The organism is Gluconacetobacter johannae (assembly GCF_014174305.1).
Lineage (GTDB): Bacteria > Pseudomonadota > Alphaproteobacteria > Acetobacterales > Acetobacteraceae > Gluconacetobacter > Gluconacetobacter johannae.
In genome coordinates this window covers 1-17,039 of sequence record NZ_JABEQH010000002.1, presented here as the reverse complement: position 1 = coordinate 17,039, position 17,039 = coordinate 1, and the positions used below count along the sequence as shown (strand labels likewise).

The 17,039-nt window shown below is 67.4% G+C and carries 15 protein-coding genes; 6 read left to right on the top strand and 9 right to left on the bottom strand.

Features of this window, described 5'->3' with window-relative positions; all coding sequences use genetic code 11:
* The first annotated feature begins 190 nt into the window (after positions 1-190).
* Positions 191-904 (top strand): response regulator transcription factor, encoded by a 714-nt coding sequence (locus HLH21_RS01620; RefSeq protein ID WP_182940493.1) that lies wholly within the window; start codon positions 191-193, stop codon positions 902-904.
* A 110-nt stretch (positions 905-1,014) separates the two neighbouring features.
* Positions 1,015-2,697, top strand: coding sequence for an ATP-binding protein (locus tag HLH21_RS01615; RefSeq protein WP_182940773.1), 1,683 nt, complete (start codon positions 1,015-1,017; stop codon positions 2,695-2,697).
* Positions 2,698-2,739: 42 nt separating this feature from the next.
* On the opposite strand, the gene HLH21_RS01610 is transcribed toward HLH21_RS01615, so the two are convergent.
* Together HLH21_RS01610 and HLH21_RS01605 are read right to left on the bottom strand one after the other, a co-directional pair.
* Entirely contained in the window at positions 2,740-3,687 is a 948-nt protein-coding gene (locus HLH21_RS01610; protein ID WP_182940492.1) for an SDR family oxidoreductase, read from the bottom strand.
* Positions 3,684-4,265 carry a DedA family protein gene (locus tag HLH21_RS01605; protein ID WP_246379070.1) on the bottom strand — a complete coding sequence of 194 codons (582 nt, stop codon included), beginning with the start codon at positions 4,263-4,265 and terminating at the stop codon, positions 3,684-3,686. The genes HLH21_RS01610 and HLH21_RS01605 overlap by 4 nt, the downstream gene beginning before the upstream one ends.
* Positions 4,266-4,431: 166 nt before the next feature.
* Between HLH21_RS01605 and HLH21_RS01600 the strand changes: the two genes are divergently transcribed.
* Together HLH21_RS01600 and HLH21_RS01595 are read left to right on the top strand one after the other, a co-directional pair.
* The gene (locus HLH21_RS01600) at positions 4,432-6,432 is read left to right on the top strand and encodes a S9 family peptidase (protein WP_182940491.1); all 2,001 of its coding nucleotides are present in this window, start codon (positions 4,432-4,434) and stop codon (positions 6,430-6,432) included.
* A 170-nt stretch (positions 6,433-6,602) separates the two neighbouring features.
* Positions 6,603-7,244, top strand: coding sequence for an SCO family protein (locus HLH21_RS01595; RefSeq protein WP_182940490.1), 642 nt, complete (start codon positions 6,603-6,605; stop codon positions 7,242-7,244).
* Positions 7,245-7,249: 5 nt separating this feature from the next.
* Here HLH21_RS01595 and HLH21_RS01590 read toward each other — a convergent pair whose 3' ends face one another.
* From HLH21_RS01590 to HLH21_RS01560, 7 genes are all read right to left on the bottom strand, one after another.
* On the bottom strand, positions 7,250-8,608 hold the full coding sequence (locus tag HLH21_RS01590; protein WP_182940489.1) for a PepSY-associated TM helix domain-containing protein: 1,359 nt from the start codon (positions 8,606-8,608) through the stop codon (positions 7,250-7,252).
* A gap of 11 nt (positions 8,609-8,619) precedes the next feature.
* Positions 8,620-10,908: a TonB-dependent receptor family protein gene (locus tag HLH21_RS01585; protein ID WP_182940488.1), complete on the bottom strand. Its 2,289-nt coding sequence runs from the start codon at positions 10,906-10,908 to the stop codon at positions 8,620-8,622.
* A 71-nt stretch (positions 10,909-10,979) separates the two neighbouring features.
* Positions 10,980-11,369, bottom strand: coding sequence for a hypothetical protein (locus HLH21_RS01580; RefSeq protein WP_182940487.1), 390 nt, complete (start codon positions 11,367-11,369; stop codon positions 10,980-10,982).
* A gap of 128 nt (positions 11,370-11,497) precedes the next feature.
* The gene (gene bktB, locus HLH21_RS01575; RefSeq protein ID WP_182940486.1) at positions 11,498-12,679 is read right to left on the bottom strand and encodes a beta-ketothiolase BktB; all 1,182 of its coding nucleotides are present in this window, start codon (positions 12,677-12,679) and stop codon (positions 11,498-11,500) included.
* A 317-nt stretch (positions 12,680-12,996) separates the two neighbouring features.
* Positions 12,997-14,445, bottom strand: a complete 1,449-nt coding sequence (locus tag HLH21_RS01570) for a sugar porter family MFS transporter (RefSeq protein ID WP_182940485.1) — start codon at positions 14,443-14,445, stop codon at positions 12,997-12,999.
* A 27-nt stretch (positions 14,446-14,472) separates the two neighbouring features.
* A complete protein-coding gene (locus HLH21_RS01565; protein WP_182940484.1) occupies positions 14,473-14,904 on the bottom strand; it encodes a hypothetical protein in 432 nt (143 codons plus the stop codon).
* Between the two features lie 166 nt (positions 14,905-15,070).
* Positions 15,071-16,111: an enoyl-CoA hydratase/isomerase family protein gene (locus HLH21_RS01560; RefSeq protein WP_182940483.1), complete on the bottom strand. Its 1,041-nt coding sequence runs from the start codon at positions 16,109-16,111 to the stop codon at positions 15,071-15,073.
* A 105-nt stretch (positions 16,112-16,216) separates the two neighbouring features.
* Here HLH21_RS01560 and HLH21_RS01555 point away from each other — a divergent pair, with 105 nt between their 5' ends.
* Positions 16,217-16,726, top strand: a complete 510-nt coding sequence (locus HLH21_RS01555; RefSeq protein ID WP_182940482.1) for a flavin reductase — start codon at positions 16,217-16,219, stop codon at positions 16,724-16,726.
* Complete coding sequence (locus tag HLH21_RS17115; RefSeq protein ID WP_264811537.1) at positions 16,726-16,857, top strand: hypothetical protein; 132 nt, start codon at positions 16,726-16,728, stop codon at positions 16,855-16,857. Before HLH21_RS01555 ends, HLH21_RS17115 begins: the two co-directional genes overlap by 1 nt.
* The last annotated feature ends 182 nt before the right edge of the window (positions 16,858-17,039 follow it).

Genomic DNA, 17,039 nt, shown 5'->3' with positions numbered 1-17,039 from the left:
GGGGTTCGTCCGCCCTGCGGACAGGCGCCCCCCGGCCCGTGCGCCCGAACATGGACGGATGGTCAGGATCGCCGCCCATGACAGGGGGGCCTGGCTGGCGCTATGCTGTGGGCCACCCCGGGGCCGGCCAGCCCGCCCGGGCAGGAGCGGGAAGGCCGCAGACCGGCCGGCATGGAGCGAGAACACGGGAATGGAGCCGACGAAACACACCATCGCGCTGGTCGATGACGACCGGAATATCCTGACGTCGGTCCAGATGACGCTGGAGGCCGAGGGCTTCACCGTGCGGACCTACACCGACGGCGAAAGCGCGCTGCACGGGATCATGAGCCGCCCGGTGGACCTCGCCGTCCTCGACATCAAGATGCCGCGCATGGACGGGATGGAGCTGCTGCAGCGCCTGCGTAGCCGCTCGCAGCTTCCGGTGATCTTCCTGTCGTCGAAGGACGAGGAGGTCGATCAGCTGATGGGCCTGCGCCTGGGGGCCGACGATTACATCACCAAGCCGTTTTCCCAGCGCCTGCTGCTGGAGCGCATCCGCGCCCTGCTGCGCCGGAACGAGGCCAGCCGTGTCGAGGCCGCCGGCGGCCCGGCGACAGGCGGGACCATGGTGCGCGGCGACCTGTCGCTGGACGAGACCCGGCACCAGTGCCTGTGGCGCGGCAAGGACATCCAGTTGACGGTGACGGAATTCCTGCTGGTCAAGGCGCTGGCGGCGCGGCCGGGGCTGGTCAAGTCGCGCGACCAGCTGATCGACGCGGCGTATGGCGAGAACATCTATGTCGATGACCGCACCATCGACAGCCATATCAAGCGCGTCCGCAAGAAATTCCGCCAGGTGGACGACGAATTCAACCAGATCGAGACCCTGTACGGCATCGGGTACCGCTACAAGGAGGAATAAGGGTGCGTATCGGCAACAGGACCTTCGCCCTGCCCGATCCGTTCACCCGGTTCCGCGACATCGTGGTCCCGCGTGCCGCGGCCCTGAACCGCGACGCGGCGGCGGCCTACATGGAATACCGCACGCGGCTGGTCTCGCCGCTGATGCGCCGGATCCTGCTGGTCAACGCGCTGCCGCTGATGCTGCTGGCGCTGACGCTGCTGTATCTCAACCAGTTCCAGAACAGCCTGCTGGAGGCCGAGGTCACGGCGCTGCGCGAACAGGCGCGGATCTATGCCGGCGCGCTGGGGCAGAGCGCGGTCGCCTTCGGGCGCGGGGCGCAGCCGGTGCTGGACGCGCCGCTGGCCCGCCCGCTGCTGCTGCGCCTGACCGAACCCAGCCCCAGCGCCCATGCCCGCCTGTTCGCGCCCGACGGGCAGGTCGTGGCCGACAGCCGCGTCGAGGAGGCGGCGGTCCAGCAGGGCGGGGCGCGCGGGCGTGTCGATGCCCAGCCATTGCCCTCGCCGCTGGCCGGCGACGATGACACCGACCGCAGCCGGGCGGCCGACGAGGCCCCGGCGCGCGCCGGGTTCGCCGAACGGTTCTATGACGCGCTGCTGTCGCTGCTGCCCACCCTGTCGGGCGCGCGGATCGTGACCCTGGACACGCCCGACACCGACCCCAGCGTCCAGCCGGTGACCGGCCCGGGCGGCTCCTCGGCGCCGGAAATGCCGCCCTATATCCGCCGCACCGCGCATCGCCACCTGATCGTCACCGTCGCCGAGCCGGTGATGCATGACGGCCAGACCATCGGCATCATCCAGTTGACGCGCCAGGCACGGGATGTCGATCGCTCGGTCTTCGCGGTGCGGTCGTCGATCCTGTCGCTGTTCCTGATGGCGCTGGCGGTCACCGTGCTGCTGTCGTGGTACCTGTCGCTGACCATCGCGCGGCCGCTGCTGCGGCTGGCGGCATCGGCCCATGTGATGCGCGAGACGTCGGGGCGGACCGATACCGTACCCGTCCGCCTGCTGGCCCGCCGGGACGAGATCGGCGAGGTCGCGCGCGCCCTGCGCGACAGCGCCCGCGCGCTGTGGGCGCGCATGGACGCGATCGAACGCTTCGCCGCCGACGTCAGCCATGAAATCAAGAATCCGCTCTCGTCGATCCGCTCGGCCATCGAGACGCTGGGCCGGATCGAGGACCTCAACCGCCAGCGGCGGCTGCTGTCGATCATCACCGACGACGTCCGGCGGCTGGACCGGCTGATTACCGACATCTCCGACGCCAGCCGCGTCGATGCCGAACTGTCGCGCGCGCGGACCGAACCGGTCGCCGTCGTGCCCATCCTGGCCGTGCTGGCCGAAATCCACCAGGCGACACGCACGCCGGGCCAGCCGATCCTGAGCGTGACCAGCACCGGCGAGACGCCCGACCGGCCGCTGGCGGTGCTGGCGGTGGAAGACCGGCTGGTGCAGGTGCTGCGTAACCTGATCGGCAACGCCATCTCGTTCTCGCCGCCCGATGGGCGGATCGTGCTGGCGGCCGCCCCGGCCTCCGGCGGAATGGTGGAGGTCGCCGTGACGGACGAGGGGCCGGGCATCCCGGCGGCCAAGCTGGACGGCATTTTCGACCGTTTCTATTCCGAACGCCCGACCAGCGAGAATTTCGGCCAGCATTCCGGGCTGGGCCTGTCCATCAGCCGCCAGATCGTCGAGGCCCTGAAGGGCACCATCCGGGCGGAAAACCGCATTGACGCCGCCGGCGCGGTCATCGGCGCACGCTTCGTCGTCACCCTGCCGCGCGTAGGATAGGACCGCGCGGGATTTCCAAGGGGTTAAGCCCCTTGAAGGCCCCTACGACAGGGCAACACCCGTCAGCCGTTCCGACACCTCCCACAACCGCCGTGCCGCCGGCAGGTTGCGGGCCTGCGGCGGCACGCGGGCGTCGGCCACCCGGCCGCGCCGTTCTCCGCGTCCCGACGGGCCGTAATAGCCGCCATCCGATGCCTCGGCCCCGGCGGCGGCGAACAGGATCGGGCGGGCGCCGGCTTCGGCCGACTGTCCCAGCAGGCGGAAGGCCGCATGGGTCAGGCGGCGCATCAGCCGTTCGGCCACGCCCTGCGGCGCGTCCGAACGGCTGACCGCGATATCGGTCAGCGACCAGCCGGGATGGGCGGCGATGGAATGGAGCGCCCAGCCCGCCGATTGCGCCCGCCGGTCCAGTTCCAGGGCGAAGATCAGGTTGGCCAGCTTGCTCTGCTGGTATGCCCCGAAGGGGGTATAGCGATGGCGCGATTGCAGGTCGTCGAACACGATCCGCCCCCGCCAGGCCGCCAGGCTGGCGACGCTGACGACGCGGCCGCCGCCCGGCGCCCGGACCAGCAGCGGCCGCAGCCGCGCGGTCAGGGCGAAATGGCCCAGATAGTTGGTCCCGAACTGAAGCTCGAACCCGTCGGCCGTTTCCTGCCGGTTCGGCGCGCCCATCAGCCCCGCATTGTTCACCAGGATATCCAGCGACGCCGCCTGGTCCGCCAGGTCCCGCGCGAAGGCGGCGACCGACGCCAGGCTGGCGAGGTCCAGCGGCATGAACCGTGCCCGCGCGTCCGCCACCCGGCCCTGCAGGCGGGCCAGCGCGGCCGCGCCCCGGTCGGGGTTGCGGCCGGCCAGGATCACCATCGCCCCCCGCGCGGCCAGCCCGCACGCGGTTTCGTACCCCAGGCCGCCGGTCGCACCCGTGACCACGGCGACCCGTCCGGTCAGGTCGGGGGCGCGGTCGATCGTCCATTTCGCGGGTACGTTCATGCCGGCCTTTCCCCTCTCCGTTCGCGTTCGGCCGCCGCCATGGCCTCCTGGGTCAGGCGCAGCTCATTCTTCTTGAGAAAGAAAAACCCGCCGCCGATGACCGCGACCGCGACGAGCCCCAGCGCGATCCCCACAGGCCCCGAGACTTGCAGCACCTCGTGCCCCAGATAATAGGTGCAGAACGCATAGCCCCCCGCCCAGCCGATGCCGCCCAGGGCGTTGAACAGCAGGAACGTGTGCCACGGCATCCGGTTCGCCCCCGCCAGCAGGGCGACGAAGACCCGCAGCACGGCGATGAAGCGGCCGAAGAACACCACCTTGCCGCCATGGCGGCTGAACAGATAGCGTCCCAGCATCAGGCGCTGCGGCGTCAGGCAAACCTTCGCCCCATGCCGTTGCAGCAGGCGGTAGCCGAAGATCCGCCCGATCAGATAGCCGAAATTGTCCCCCATGATCGCACCGACCACAGCCGCCACCGCGACCCAGCCGATATCCAGCCGATGCGTGGCCGCGCAATACAGGGCGGACGAAATAATCAGCGTTTCGGCCGGCAGCGGCAGGCCCATGCTTTCCAGCATGACGACCACGCCGATCACGCCGTATCCGTACTGTATGAAAAGGGATTCGAACTGATGAAGCAGGGGACCGGACCTGTCCTGTTGCGAAGAACAGGCTGAGGAACCGTCTGGCCGGCGCGGTGTCAAGTCAATACGACGAACGGAACAGGCAAACAGGAGCATACACATGGCAGATCCGACCGTCGCGAATAGTCCGTCCGTCTCCGAGCGGCCCTACGGCACCTGGCCGTCCGCCGTCACCACGGCGCTGGTCGCGGGCAAGACGGTGGGATTGTCGGCGGTGCAGACCGACGGCGACGCGATCTTCTGGCTGGAAACCCGCCCGTCGGATGCCGGGCGGACCGTCCTGGTCCGCTGGAGGGCGCAGGAGGGCGCGGTCGATATCACCCCCGCGCCGCTGGATGTCGGCACCCGGGTGCATGAATACGGGGGCGGGGCCTATGCCGCCTCGGGCGGCCGCGTCGCCTTCAGCAACCGCACGGACGGCAGCGTCTGGATCGTCGAGGCCGACGCGCCGGCGCGGGCGATCAGCACGCTCGGCGGCCTGCGCTTCGCCGATTTCGCCTTCGACCCCGCGGGCGACCGGCTGTTCTGCGTGCGCGAGGACCATCGCGCGGGCGGCGAGCCGGTCTCGACCCTGGTGGCGCTGCCGCTGGCGGGCGGCGATCCCGCGACCCAGGAAGGGCAGGTCCTGGTGTCCGGGCCGGATTTCGTCAGTTCGCCCCGACCGTCGCCGGACGGGCGCTCTCTGGCATGGATCGAATGGGACCACCCGTCCATGCCATGGGAGGCGACACGCCTGCGCCTGGCCCGCCTGGCGCGGGACGTGGACGGCGGATGCGCGCTGGACGATGTCCGGACGCTGGCGGGCGACGGCGATCCGGAATCGGTCATCGAACCGGCCTGGGCCGACGCGCGGGTGCTGTATGCGGCGTCGGACCGCAGCGGCTGGTGGAACCTGCTGCGCTTCACCCTGCCGGACGGCGCGGCCGCGCCCGTCGCCCCGATGGAAGCCGAAATCGGCCTGCCGCACTGGGTGTTCGGGCAAAGCAGCTACCGTCCGCTGCCCGATGGGTCGATCCTGGCCATCGCCATCGACCATGGCGAGGGGCGGACGATCCATATCGCGCGCGGCACGGACCGGCCGGCGACGGTTCACACCATCAATCTGGGCTATCCGGCGCAGTGCCCGGCCCCGCTGCCGGACGGATCGCTGGCGTGGATCGACACCCCGCCGGATGGGCCGCCGGCAATCGTGCGCTGTCGCGACGGCGCGCCGCCGGAGGTCCTGCGCGCGGCCACAACCCTGCCGCTGACGCCCGGCGACATCGCGCGGGCCGAGACGATCCGTTTCCCGCTGCCCGACGGGCCGGGCGGGGCGCAGCACGGCCACGCCTTTTTCTACCCGCCGGCCAGCAGCCGCTTTCGCGGCCCGGCGGACGAGAAGCCGCCCTTGATCGTGATGGCCCACGGCGGCCCGACCGGCCGGGCGAGCGAGGCCTTTTCCTTCAAGGTGCAATGGTGGACCAGCCGGGGCTTCGCCGTGGTAGACGTCAATTACGGCGGATCGACCGGCTTCGGGCGTGCCTATCGCCGGCGGCTGGACGGGAAATGGGGCGAAATCGACGTGGCGGACTGCATCGCCGCCTGCCGCCATCTGATCGAGACCGGCCGCGTCGATCCGCACCGCATCGCCATTCGCGGCAGCAGCGCCGGGGGGCTGACGGTGCTGCTGGCATTGGCGCGCTCCAGCCTGTTCGCCGCCGGAGCCAGCCTGTACGGCGTCACCGACCTGCGTGCCCTGGCGCAGGAGACCCATAAATTCGAATCCCGCTACCTGGACAGCCTGGTCGGCCCCTATCCGGCGGCCGAGGCCATCTACCTGGCCCGGTCCCCCCTGACGCAGGCCAGCGGAATCCGCGCCCCGGTGCTGTTCCTGCACGGGCTGGACGACGCCGTGGTCCCGCCCGGCCAGGCCCGCGCCATGGCCCAGGCCCTGGCGGACAACAGCATCCCCCACGCCCATTACGAATTCCCCGGCGAAAGCCACGGCTTCCGCCGGGAGGAAACGATCCGCCGCGCCCTGGAACTGGAACTGGATTTCTATGGCCAGGTCTTCGGCTTCACGGTCCCGGACGTCGGCGAACGGGTGGTCATGCGGGCCTGACGTGCCGCAGGAAAGCCGGGCGCTGCCCGAACCCGGCAAGGGCCTCGGCCCTTGCATCCCATTCGTTTTATGAAGTCCTGGGTTTCCAAAGGGCTTGGCCCTTTGGTGGGTCCAGGGCAACGCCCTTGCCTTCGGATGCGCGGAAGACTGGTCCTTGCTATGGTACACCCATGAAACGCCACACCAGTCGCACAAGAGCGGATACCCGACGAAGCGGTGTCTCCGCGCAACAGGACCGGAAACTTATCTTTCTGATCGCAGGAGTGACCGTTGCCCTGCTGGCGGCGGCGGCAGCCTTCCGCACGCTGCTGACGTCGCAGAACCATGACACGGTTGGTGGTCCTTATGCGCTGACCGATGGGTACGAACGTGCCGTCACGCAGGATGATTTCCGGGGGCGATACACCCTGATCTATTTCGGCTACACTCATTGCGTCGATGTCTGTCCCTTGACGCTGGGAACCATGTCCGCGGCACTGGACGAACTCGGCCCCAAAGGCCGTGCCGTGACGCCCATGTTCATTTCCGTGGACCCGGAGCGCGATACGCCACCAGTCGTACAGGATTATGTGTCACGGTTCTCGCCCCGCATCGTGGGGCTGACCGGAACGGACAGGCAGCTCCGACCGGTGATGGACGCGTTCCACGTCTCGGCCGGACGCCATGCGGGCAACGGCTCGGGCTATCTCATCGGCCACAGTTCCCTGCTTTATCTGATGGACGGCCGGAACCATCTTGTGGGGATGATTCCGGTCGATTCCAGTTCTCATCAGATGGCGGCCGATCTCTCACGCATGCTGCCTGGGTCCTGAGCCGCTCACCCGCGTTCCCCCAAGCGCGCAAGGCGGGTTGCCAGAACCAGCAGAAGCAGCGAGACGCCAAGTTCGGGCAGAAGCACGCCCAGGACGCACAGGACGCCGATTGCCGCGACACCAGCCCGTTGCGATTCCAGCGGTGGAGGCGCGCCGAACCGACCGGCAGGCCGGCGTATCAGCCACAGGACGATCGCCGCGCCGCTCATCAGCATGAGGCCAAGGGCGACCAGCAGATTGAGCGCCTGATTGGCCCAACCGAACAGATGCCCCTCATGCGCCGCCACACCATAGCCCACGACGCGATCGACCCACCCCTTCCGGGCGAAAGTCTCGCGCGAGATCAGCCGTCCGTCCGCTCCGACCTTCACGCTTGCGCGCAAGGGACGATCCTGCGTATCGGACCGGACGGTCCACGGTGCGTCGGGGGACGCGGGCGGCGTTATAAGGACCGGGGGCGGCAGGGCAAGCGCCTCGGCGGCCTGAACCACCGCATCCAGCGCGGCAGGGCTCCCTTGGGCCGGCTCTGCCGGAATGGCGGCAGGCATGTCCATTCCGGGCATGTCCATACCGGCCATATCCATCGTCTTGCCCGGCATGGGCATCGGGCGACCGGCAATGGTGTCACGTGCTGGAACATCCCCGATTTCCCAGTCCTGCACCGAGGTCAACCGGCCGACTGCGTGTTCGACGGACTGGAGCGCATGCCCCCAGACAAACGACCAGGGCAGCCCCGAGACCAGGAACAGGGTAAGGAACAGGGACACCCAGACGCCCGTGACGGCGTGGAGATCCCGCCAGCGTGCATGACCGCCGGGGCTGAGGCGCGGATACAGGAGACCACCCCAATGACGCCGGTCGCGGGGCCACCACAGCCACAGGCCCGTCACCACCAGAACGATCGTCCAGGAGGCGACCATCTCCGTGATGACCGAACCGGCATTGCCAAGCAGGAGCTGTCCATGCAGGCGGAAGACCAGCCGCTCGAACCTCTTTTCTTCCGGGACGGTTTTCAGGATCGTGTGACGGTTCCGATCGACATAGACCCGAATGGCCTCCCCGTCATGATCCACAATCACGCGTGCCGCGCTCTGGGGTGAGCGCGGAAGCTCATACGCAAGAAAGCTGCTTCCGGGCACGGCGGCCAGGGCGGCACGGACGTCCTGCCGGGGAGAAGGCGCGGAGACCGCCATACGATGGTCGAAACGCCAGTCGATCAGCGCGTCGACCTGCGGCTTGAACAGATAGATGCTTCCTGTCAGCGACAGGAACGCAATGAAGGGCAGACAGAACAGGCCCGCGAAGAAATGCCAGCGCCAGACCGTGCGACGATCGGGCCCCAGGCCCGCGAGAAGACGTTTCATGGTCATGTGCCTCAGAGCCGGATCCGCACACCACCGAAATACGCCCGTGGCGATCCGGCGTAGATGGAGCCTGTGCTGTTCATGAGTGTGCTGCCGCCGGCCTGCCGCCCGTTGGCGAGCAGCGTATCGCTGATGTTCGTGGCGCCCGCGACGTAGGTCTCGTTGGCGACGTTCTGCACTTCGAAGTACCAGTGCAGACGATGTGTCCATCCGAAACGCTTCGGTGGATCATAGTGGATTTCGAGATTGAGCAGCGCATAGCCGGGCGCTTTCAGGCGGTTGGCATTGTCCAGCCAGTACGCGTCGCGCCAGGTGACTTCGGCATAGCCACCCAGACCTTCCAGCGGACCATCGGGCTGGGTGTAGAGAAAACGGGCGTTGAGGAAATTGGGAATGACGCCGGGAATACGGTTTCCCTTCCGGCTGAAGCTGCGTGACATCGTGCTGTTGGAAAGAACTTCGGCGTAGTTCGTGTAAACCTGATTATCGTAGGTATAGCCAAGGGTCATTCTGCCGCCCGGCAGCGTCTTGGGAAGCGGTTTCCAGTCCGCCCCCAGCACGATGCCGCGATGCTGCGAGGCGGGAGCGTTGAAGGTGTACGATCCGACCGTGTTCACGCCGGCGGACTGGCTGACCAGTTCGTCGTTATAGAACTCGTAAAATCCCGTCGCCTGGATATGGATGTCGGCGGTGGGACGCCAGTCGGCGCCGACATCGACGCCCACGCTGGTCTGGCTTTTCAGTTGCGTGTTGTTTCCGTATGTCCCTTGTGGTGTTATGAAAAGATTGGAAGACGAGGGCGTTCCGTAAGCCGTTCCGACACGGGTATGCAGCGTCCATGCCTGTGTGGGTGTGTAGATGAGCGCGCCCTCCGGGGCGAGGTTGAAGAAAAAACGGTTGGCGGTGATATCGCGTCGGGTCGCGCCTGCTTCGGAATAGCCGTAGAGCGTTTCCGCGGCGCCAAGGTCCGAATAGGTGCCTCCCAGCCCCACGACCGCATGCCAACGCGGGGCAAAGTGCCAGTCTTCCTGGAACCGGGCACCCAGATTCCATTGATGACCATAGGATTCCGAACTTTTCGCACCGCGTGTCGCGCCTCCGGACGGCATGACATTGTAGGTCTGATAACCGAAGTCGAGATAGTCGAAGTTCACCCCGCCGAATGTTTCCAGAGAGGTTCCGCCGATCCGCGCCTGGTGCGTCATATCGCTGCTGACGTTGTAGGAATTATAGGGGCCGACAAACGCCGTGGGGGATGTCGGCTGGTCGACGTGGCGCTGGTCGTAAGTGAACTGGTTGCGCCAGGTGAGGTGAGTGTTGAAGTCATGCTCCCAGCGCAGGCCGACCACCGTGCGGCGATCGAAGCGCCCCAGTCCGGCGGCTTGCGGGCTCATGGCCTCTTTTGCGCCATAGCGGCCGTTCACCAGAAGGTTGACGAAAGCGCACCCCGGCGCTGCATGCGATGCATCCTGGCAACCCTGCTGGAAGGGGTTGGCGCGGAACTGGCTGAGCGACAGGCGCACGGGCAGAAAGGCATCCGTGATATTATTGACGACCTTCAGGATCAGGCGGTCCGATGGCGTGACATTGACGCGCAGGCGCATGTTCTCGGTCGAGGTATTGTAGCTGCTGTTTGCGATGAAGCCCTGACCTCGGACATCGCTGCCGAAGACCATCAGATCGTAGGTTCGATTCCCGAGCCCCAGTGTGACGTAATTGTTGAACATCCCGAAGCTGCCGAAATCCGAGCCAAGTTCCAGGCCGTGGATATCGGCGCCCTTGCGGGTTCGGAAATTGATCGCGCCGTTGATGGCGTAGTTGCCGTAGACGGTGGAGGCCGGCCCTTCGAAGACATCCACCCCCTCGTAGGCGTGAGGGTCGATGAGATCCGCACGGGCCGTGCCATCCGACTGTGTCATCGGGAAGCCGTCCTCAAGGATCTGGAGGTTCTTGAGCCCGTAGGACTGACGATCACCGGAGCCTCGCACCGACACCACCGTATCGCGCGGACCATTGCCCTGTGTGAAACTGACGCCGGGGATGGTCACCACCATGTCGGCAACGGTCTGGCCGACCTGGTTCCCGAAGCTGCTGCGATCGGCGCTGTAAGTTGTCTGACCGGCGGGACGAATGGTCGCGGGGGCGCGGTTGGCGCCGGTGACGATGATGTTCTCTGTCGCGGGCAGTCTTTGCGACGTGGTGGCGGGGGTGCCGTCTTGCGGCGGCGCCGCGTGCGCGACGGTGCCGAGAAGCGCCGTCGCGCCGAGAGACCAGCGGGCGGCGCGGGATATATGGAACATTGATTGAAACCTGGACAAACAGCACAGAAAGCCCGCGCGCTTTACGCGCGGGCGGCTCGGTGGCGGTCAGGTCAGGCAGGTGGCCCCTGGGGACAAAGCGATGAACGCTCGCGGAATGGAGGGCCGCGCGCGAGCGGAAAGACCCAGCTCCGAGGGACGCCGTTCATGCACAGTGATGCGAAAAGGAATGCCGTGACCGCGAGGGGCAGGAGTTCCAGCGCATCTGTCAGAAGAAAGGAACCATCCTGATCGTCGAGGGAATGATGATGCTTCCCATCCGGATGAGACAGCGGAGCAGGCGCGTCGCAGAGAATGGAGAATTTTGCCAGCTGTTTGACGGGGTCGTCAAAGACGGCGGACGGCGCGACCATGCTGCCGAAAGAGAGGCGTGCCAAAAGCGCAAGCAGCACCAGTGGCCATATGGCCACCAGGTGAATCCCGCTGCGAGAGGACATGCTCATATGTAGCTGCTAGCGCAGCTTTTACCGCATGACCAGACGCAGCCATGTCCGCATGGGACATTCCGCCTTTTCCATGACGGGGCTCAAAGGGCCGAGGCCCTGTGCGGGTTCGGACAGCGCCCGGCCCGTCATGCCCGCGCGAACACGGCGGCGATCCCTTGTCCACCTCCGATGCACAGGCTGACCAGCCCGTTCCGCGCGCCTGTGCGGGCCAGTTCGTGGACCAGGCGCACGGTGGCGATGGCGCCGCTGGCGCCGATGGGGTGGCCCAGCGAGATGCCGCTGCCGTTCGGGTTGACCCGCGCGGGGTCCAGGTCCAGGACGCGGCTGACGGCGCAGGCCTGGGCGGCGAAGGCCTCGTTGATTTCCAGGATGTCGAGGTCCGCGACGCCCAGCCCGGCGCGGCCCAGCGCGGTGCGGGTGGCGGGCACGGGGCCCATGCCCATCTGCGACGGTTCCACCCCTGCGTGCCCGTAGGAAATAAGCCGTGCCAGCGGCGTCAGGCCCAGCCGGCGCACCGCGTCTTCGGACGCCAGCACCACCATGGCCGCGCCGTCATTGATCCCGGACGCGTTGCCCGCCGTGACCGTTCCGCCGTCCTTGAGGAAGGCAGGGCGCAGCCCGTCGAAATCGGCCCGGGCGGCGTCGTGACGCACATGTTCGTCGCGCTCGAACAGCGTGGTGCGGCCGCCGGCGCGGATTTCGATCGGGACGATCTGGCCGTCGAAATAGCCGGCGCGGATCGCCGCCGAGGCCCGGCGATGGCTTTCAAACGCCAGGTCGTCCTGCATGGCGCGGGTGATGCCGTGGCTGCGTGCGACATTTTCGGCCGTGATTCCCATATGGACATCGTCGAACGGGTCGGTCAGCGCGCCCACCAGCAGGTCCAGCAGGGTCTGGTTGCCCAGCCGCCGGCCGAAACGGGCGTCGGTCGCCAGATGAGGGGCGCGGCTCATGACTTCGACCCCGCCCGCCACGGCGATGTCGGCGTCGCCGAGGCGGATGGCCTGTGCCGCCGACAGGATGGCTTGCAGGCCCGAACCACAGATGCGGTTGACGTTCATCGCCGCCGTGCCCACCGGCAGGCCCGCCCGCACCGCCGCGTGGCGCGAGAGGTACAGGTCGGTCGGTTCGGTGGGGATGACCTGCCCCAGCACCACCTGCCCCACCGCATCCACCGGCACTCCGGCCCGCGCCACGGCGGCGGCGATCAGCCGCGCCGCCAGTGCCGAAGGGGCGGTGCCGCGCAGGGCGCCGCCGAAACCGCCGATCGCGCTGCGTACGGCCGAAACGACGAAGATGCTGGTCATGACAGAGGGATCCGGACGGTCTGTTGGTCTTGCCTGCGGCATGATGGCATGTTTCACGCCGACGCTCCACCGCCGGGCAGGAAAGAAGGCAAGGGCCCAGGCCCATAGGCGCGAAGGTAGCATTTCGCAAGAAATCTCAGGGCGCTGCCCTGAAACCCGCCAAAGGCCACAGGCCTTTGGAAACCAATCCGTTATCCATGATCGGGGTCCAGGGCCTCAGGCCCTGGTGGGTTCGGGCAACGCCCGACCTCCCTTGCCCAGAGCCAAGGAAGAAGCGTTACTTTTCGCCTATGGGGCCCAGGCCCTTTGCCGGGGGATCAGGCCTCGACGATCGCGGTGCGGCCGCGGGTGGGGCGGAAGCGTCCCTCGTGCAGGGCGGTTTCGATGTCTTCCAGGGACGCCCCCCGTGTCTCGGGCACCAGGAAGAAGATGAACGCGACCGACACCAGATTGACACCGGCATAGAACCACATCGTCCCGCCCAGCGAGATCAGGTTCACCAGGGTCAGCGCCGTGCTGGTCACCAGCAGGTCGCTGCCCCACAGGGTCGCGGCGTGCAGGCTGGTCGCGGTGCCGCGCATCGACAGCGGGAACATCTCGGCCCCCAGCAGCCAGCCCACCACCTGGATGCCGCCGGAATTGAACATCATGAACATCAGCAGGAATACGATAATCATCCAGCTGCCGACGCTGCCCTTGTCGGGATGGATGGCGAACATCAGCCCCAGCCCCAGCAGGCTGACGACCGACCCCGGCCCCATAAGCAGCATCAGGCGCCGCCGGCCGACGTGATCGACGATCGCCGAACCCAGCATCGTCATGACCAGGTAGACCACCGACACCCCCAGGCTGGCCAGCAGGGCCGACGAATGACCGAAGCCCGCGTCCGACAGGAAGGTCGGCGCGTAATAGATCATCATCTCCAGCCCGCCGCACTGGGTGAAGAAGGCGACGCCCAGCGCCGCGACCAGGGCCGGACGCACCCAGGGCTGCCGCAGGCCGCGCCAGCCGCGATCGGCATCGTCGACATTTTCGGCCGCCTCGCGGATCTTCCTGATTTCCTTGCGGATTTCCTTGCGCGAGGTCCGCACGCGCTTCAGTTGCGCGACCGCCGACTCCAGCCCCTCGTTTTCCGCCGTCCAGCGGGGGCTTTTGGGCAGGAAGAACATCGACACGAACACGAAGGCCGCCGGCAGCGCCGCCACGGCGATCATCGGCCGCCAGCCCCAGGCATCGCGCGCGGCGAAGCCGATGATGTTGGCCAGGAAGATGCCGATGCCGATCGCGACGTTGAACAGCGTGACCAGCTTGCCGCGCCGCGCCGCCGGCGCCAGTTCCGAGATATACATCGGAACCACCTGCGTCGATCCGCCGACGCCCAGCCCCAGATAGACGCGCGCCACGATCAGCATTCCGACATCCGGGGCGGCGGCGCAGGCCAGCGCGCCGGTGACGAACACGGCGGTGACGATCATCACCGAGGCGCGGCGGCCAAAGCGTTCCGACAGCCAGCCCGTGCCGATGGCGCCCACCACCGCACCCGCCAGGATCGCGGACGCGACCAGTTCCTGATACAGGCTGCCGAGATGGAAATCCTGCGTAATCAGCAGCAACGCACCCGAGATGATGCCGGTGTCGTAGCCGTAGAGGCCGCCACAGATGGCGGCCACGGCGGCTGCGAGCCAGAGGGTCCGTCCCGCGTTGTCCGACACCTCGAAGTCGGCCAGGGCGGGAAAGGCGGTCGATTGCGGCGAGAAATTCTGCATCCTGTTCTCCTTGTTCGGAAAAAAGCTTCACACGCCTGCCGCGTTGCGGGGCCTGGCGGGATCGCCTTCATGTCCCCGATCACGCCGGGCATGTCGTGCAACGTGCTCCCGTCGTGCCGGGTTGCAATCGGCTGCCATATCTTCTCCACCGTTTCGACCAGCATCGTGCAGGCGACGGCCCGGAAAAAAACAGGGACCGGAAAGATCCAGCCCCAGACGGGGAAAATAGGATTCGGTCCGTTGAGACAACGGCTCGAAATCCGCAATTCGCAGAGGCGGGCAGTGAGACTGTTCCGCCGCGCGATGCCTGCTCTGCGTTCCATCATACCAGTCGAAGAACAAAAATTCAAACCCAATGGCCGATCGTTCGAGAAAACGCCATGTCCCGGCCGCCAACGCACGGTCATGCGCCTCGGAAAGTGATGACAGGCCAATGAATTTCCCGATGACGCCGTTCACTTCATTCCCTTAACGATCGGGAAAATCGTCGAAGATCTTCTGCAGGTCATCAACATTCGCCAATGGAATCAGGCACTCCGCCAGGCGCTGGACGACTGGGTTTCCAAAGGGCGCTGCCCTTTGGCGGGTTTCAGGGCAGCGCCCTGAGGCAGGCCGCCGAGCCGGATCAGGGCGCGGGGAAGATCGGCAGGTCCAGCGTATCGGGACGCGGGACGAAGCAGGCCTCGATATCGGTGGGGGTCGCCGTCGCGGCATCGGCCCAGCGCGGCGCGTTGTCCTTGTCCAGGATCTTGGCGCGCACGCCCTCGGCGAAATCGGGATGGCGGATCAGGCTGGCGATCAGGCGGTATTCCTGTTCCAGCACCGTATTCAGGTCCGGCAGCCGGCGGGCGGCGTGATACGCCCGGAAGGTGACGCGCAGCGCAAAGGGCGAGGCCTGGCGCAGGGCGTGCAGGTCCTCCGCCGCCCAGGGTTCGGGGCAGGCGGCCAGGCGGCCCATGATGGCCTCGACGCCGGGGGCGTCATAGACGGCGTTCACGCTGTCGGGGCGCGGCAGGTCCGGCCGGTCGACCGGGCGGGCCATGTCGACGACCTGCCCCGCCGGCTGGCGGGCCAGGCGCTCGGCCAGTTCGGGCAGGGCGGCGGACGGCAGCATCCGGTCGGCGAAGCCCGCCGCCACGGCCTCGGCGCCGTGCATGCGCCCGCCCGTCAGCGCCATACGCAGGCCGTACAGGCCCGGCGCGCGCGACAGGATGAACGACCCGCCGGCGTCCGGGGTCAGGCCGATGGCGGTCTCGGGCATCGCGACGATGGTGCGTTCGGTCACGATGCGGTACCGGACATGGCCGCCCAGCCCGATGCCGCCGCCCATCGCGATGCCGTCCATGAAGGACACCACCGGCTTGGGAAAATGCGCCAGCACCGACACCAGGCGGTAGCCGTCGCGGAAGATCGCGGCGGCGGCGTCCGGCCCGTCGGCCGCCAGCGCCGCGCGGATGGCCCGCAGGTCGCCGCCGGCGCAGAAGGCGCGGGGGCTGGCGCTGTCGATCAGGATGGTCTCGATCCCGGGGTCGTCGCGCCAGGCGTCCAGACAGGCGGCGATGCGGTAGAACAGCGGACGGTCGAGCGCATTGAGCGCCTTCGGCCGGTTGAGCGTCAGCCGCCCGAGGCGGCCCTGCCGCCCGATCAGCAGCGTGTCGGCATCCATCTTGGTGGTTTCCTCCTGTTTTCCCCTGGGCGATAATATGACAGAAAGACGCACAAGGCGGGTCGTCGGCCGACAGGGTCGGACACCGGCAGGAAAGGTGCAAGAATGACGGTTGATTCCCAGACCTACCGGGATGCGATGGCGCGGCTGGGTGCGGCGGTCAACGTCGTCACCACGGGCACGCGCGACGATCCGGTCGGCTTTACCGCCTCCGCCGTCTGTTCGGTCACCGACGCGCCGCCCACCCTGCTGGTGTGCATGAACCGGGATTCGCGCGCCCGTCCGGCCTTCCATGCCGGCGGCCCGCTGTGCATCAATGTGCTCTCGGCCGGGCAGCGCGACATTTCCGGCGCGTTCGCCGGCAAGCTGGACATGTACGAACGTTTCACCTTCGGCCACTGGACGACGATGACAACCGGCGCCCCGGTGCTGGAAGAAGCCGTGACCTCGTTCGATTGCCGGATCGACCGCATCGTCGAGGTCGGGACCCACAGCGTCATCTTCGGCCTGGTCGAGTCCATCCGCATCGGCGGCGCGCTGGGCGGGCTGGTCTATTTCAACCGGGCCTATCACGCCCTGCCGCACGGCGGGGAGGACACGCAGGAGGGCACCTGATGACCGCATCCCGACGCCGTTCCGCCGACATGCCGCCCGTGATCGACGGGCGCGCGCTGGTCGCGCTGCATATGGGGCTGGCGCTGTTCATCGGGTTGATGGCGTGGTGGACCTGGTCGCTGCCGGCCTGAACCCGGGCGTTGCCCGAACCCGTCAGAGCGCAGAAAACGCGCGTCGGATCGCCGCCAGCGCGCATTTCCAGACAGGCTTGTCTTATGCATTCCGTGTCGCTGCGTGCGACAAAGGACTGATTTTTCCGGGGTGGCCACCCCGGAAAAATCAGGAAGGGGACGGGTCGGTGACAGGCAGACCG

What these genes read in the sequence shown, in the direction of transcription:
- HLH21_RS01620 (WP_182940493.1), top strand. Translation starts at nt 191, where the DNA reads ATGGAGCCGACGAAACACACCATCGCGCTGGTCGATGACGACCGGAAT.
- HLH21_RS01615 (WP_182940773.1), top strand. Translation starts at nt 1,015, where the DNA reads ATGGAATACCGCACGCGGCTGGTCTCGCCGCTGATGCGCCGGATCCTG.
- HLH21_RS01610 (WP_182940492.1), bottom strand. Translation starts at nt 3,687, where the DNA reads ATGAACGTACCCGCGAAATGGACGATCGACCGCGCCCCCGACCTGACC.
- HLH21_RS01605 (WP_246379070.1), bottom strand. Translation starts at nt 4,265, where the DNA reads ATGCTGGAAAGCATGGGCCTGCCGCTGCCGGCCGAAACGCTGATTATT.
- HLH21_RS01600 (WP_182940491.1), top strand. Translation starts at nt 4,432, where the DNA reads ATGGCAGATCCGACCGTCGCGAATAGTCCGTCCGTCTCCGAGCGGCCC.
- HLH21_RS01595 (WP_182940490.1), top strand. Translation starts at nt 6,603, where the DNA reads ATGAAACGCCACACCAGTCGCACAAGAGCGGATACCCGACGAAGCGGT.
- HLH21_RS01590 (WP_182940489.1), bottom strand. Translation starts at nt 8,608, where the DNA reads ATGAAACGTCTTCTCGCGGGCCTGGGGCCCGATCGTCGCACGGTCTGG.
- HLH21_RS01585 (WP_182940488.1), bottom strand. Translation starts at nt 10,908, where the DNA reads ATGTTCCATATATCCCGCGCCGCCCGCTGGTCTCTCGGCGCGACGGCG.
- HLH21_RS01580 (WP_182940487.1), bottom strand. Translation starts at nt 11,369, where the DNA reads ATGAGCATGTCCTCTCGCAGCGGGATTCACCTGGTGGCCATATGGCCA.
- bktB (WP_182940486.1), bottom strand. Translation starts at nt 12,679, where the DNA reads ATGACCAGCATCTTCGTCGTTTCGGCCGTACGCAGCGCGATCGGCGGT.
- HLH21_RS01570 (WP_182940485.1), bottom strand. Translation starts at nt 14,445, where the DNA reads ATGCAGAATTTCTCGCCGCAATCGACCGCCTTTCCCGCCCTGGCCGAC.
- HLH21_RS01560 (WP_182940483.1), bottom strand. Translation starts at nt 16,111, where the DNA reads ATGGATGCCGACACGCTGCTGATCGGGCGGCAGGGCCGCCTCGGGCGG.
- HLH21_RS01555 (WP_182940482.1), top strand. Translation starts at nt 16,217, where the DNA reads ATGACGGTTGATTCCCAGACCTACCGGGATGCGATGGCGCGGCTGGGT.
- HLH21_RS17115 (WP_264811537.1), top strand. Translation starts at nt 16,726, where the DNA reads ATGACCGCATCCCGACGCCGTTCCGCCGACATGCCGCCCGTGATCGAC.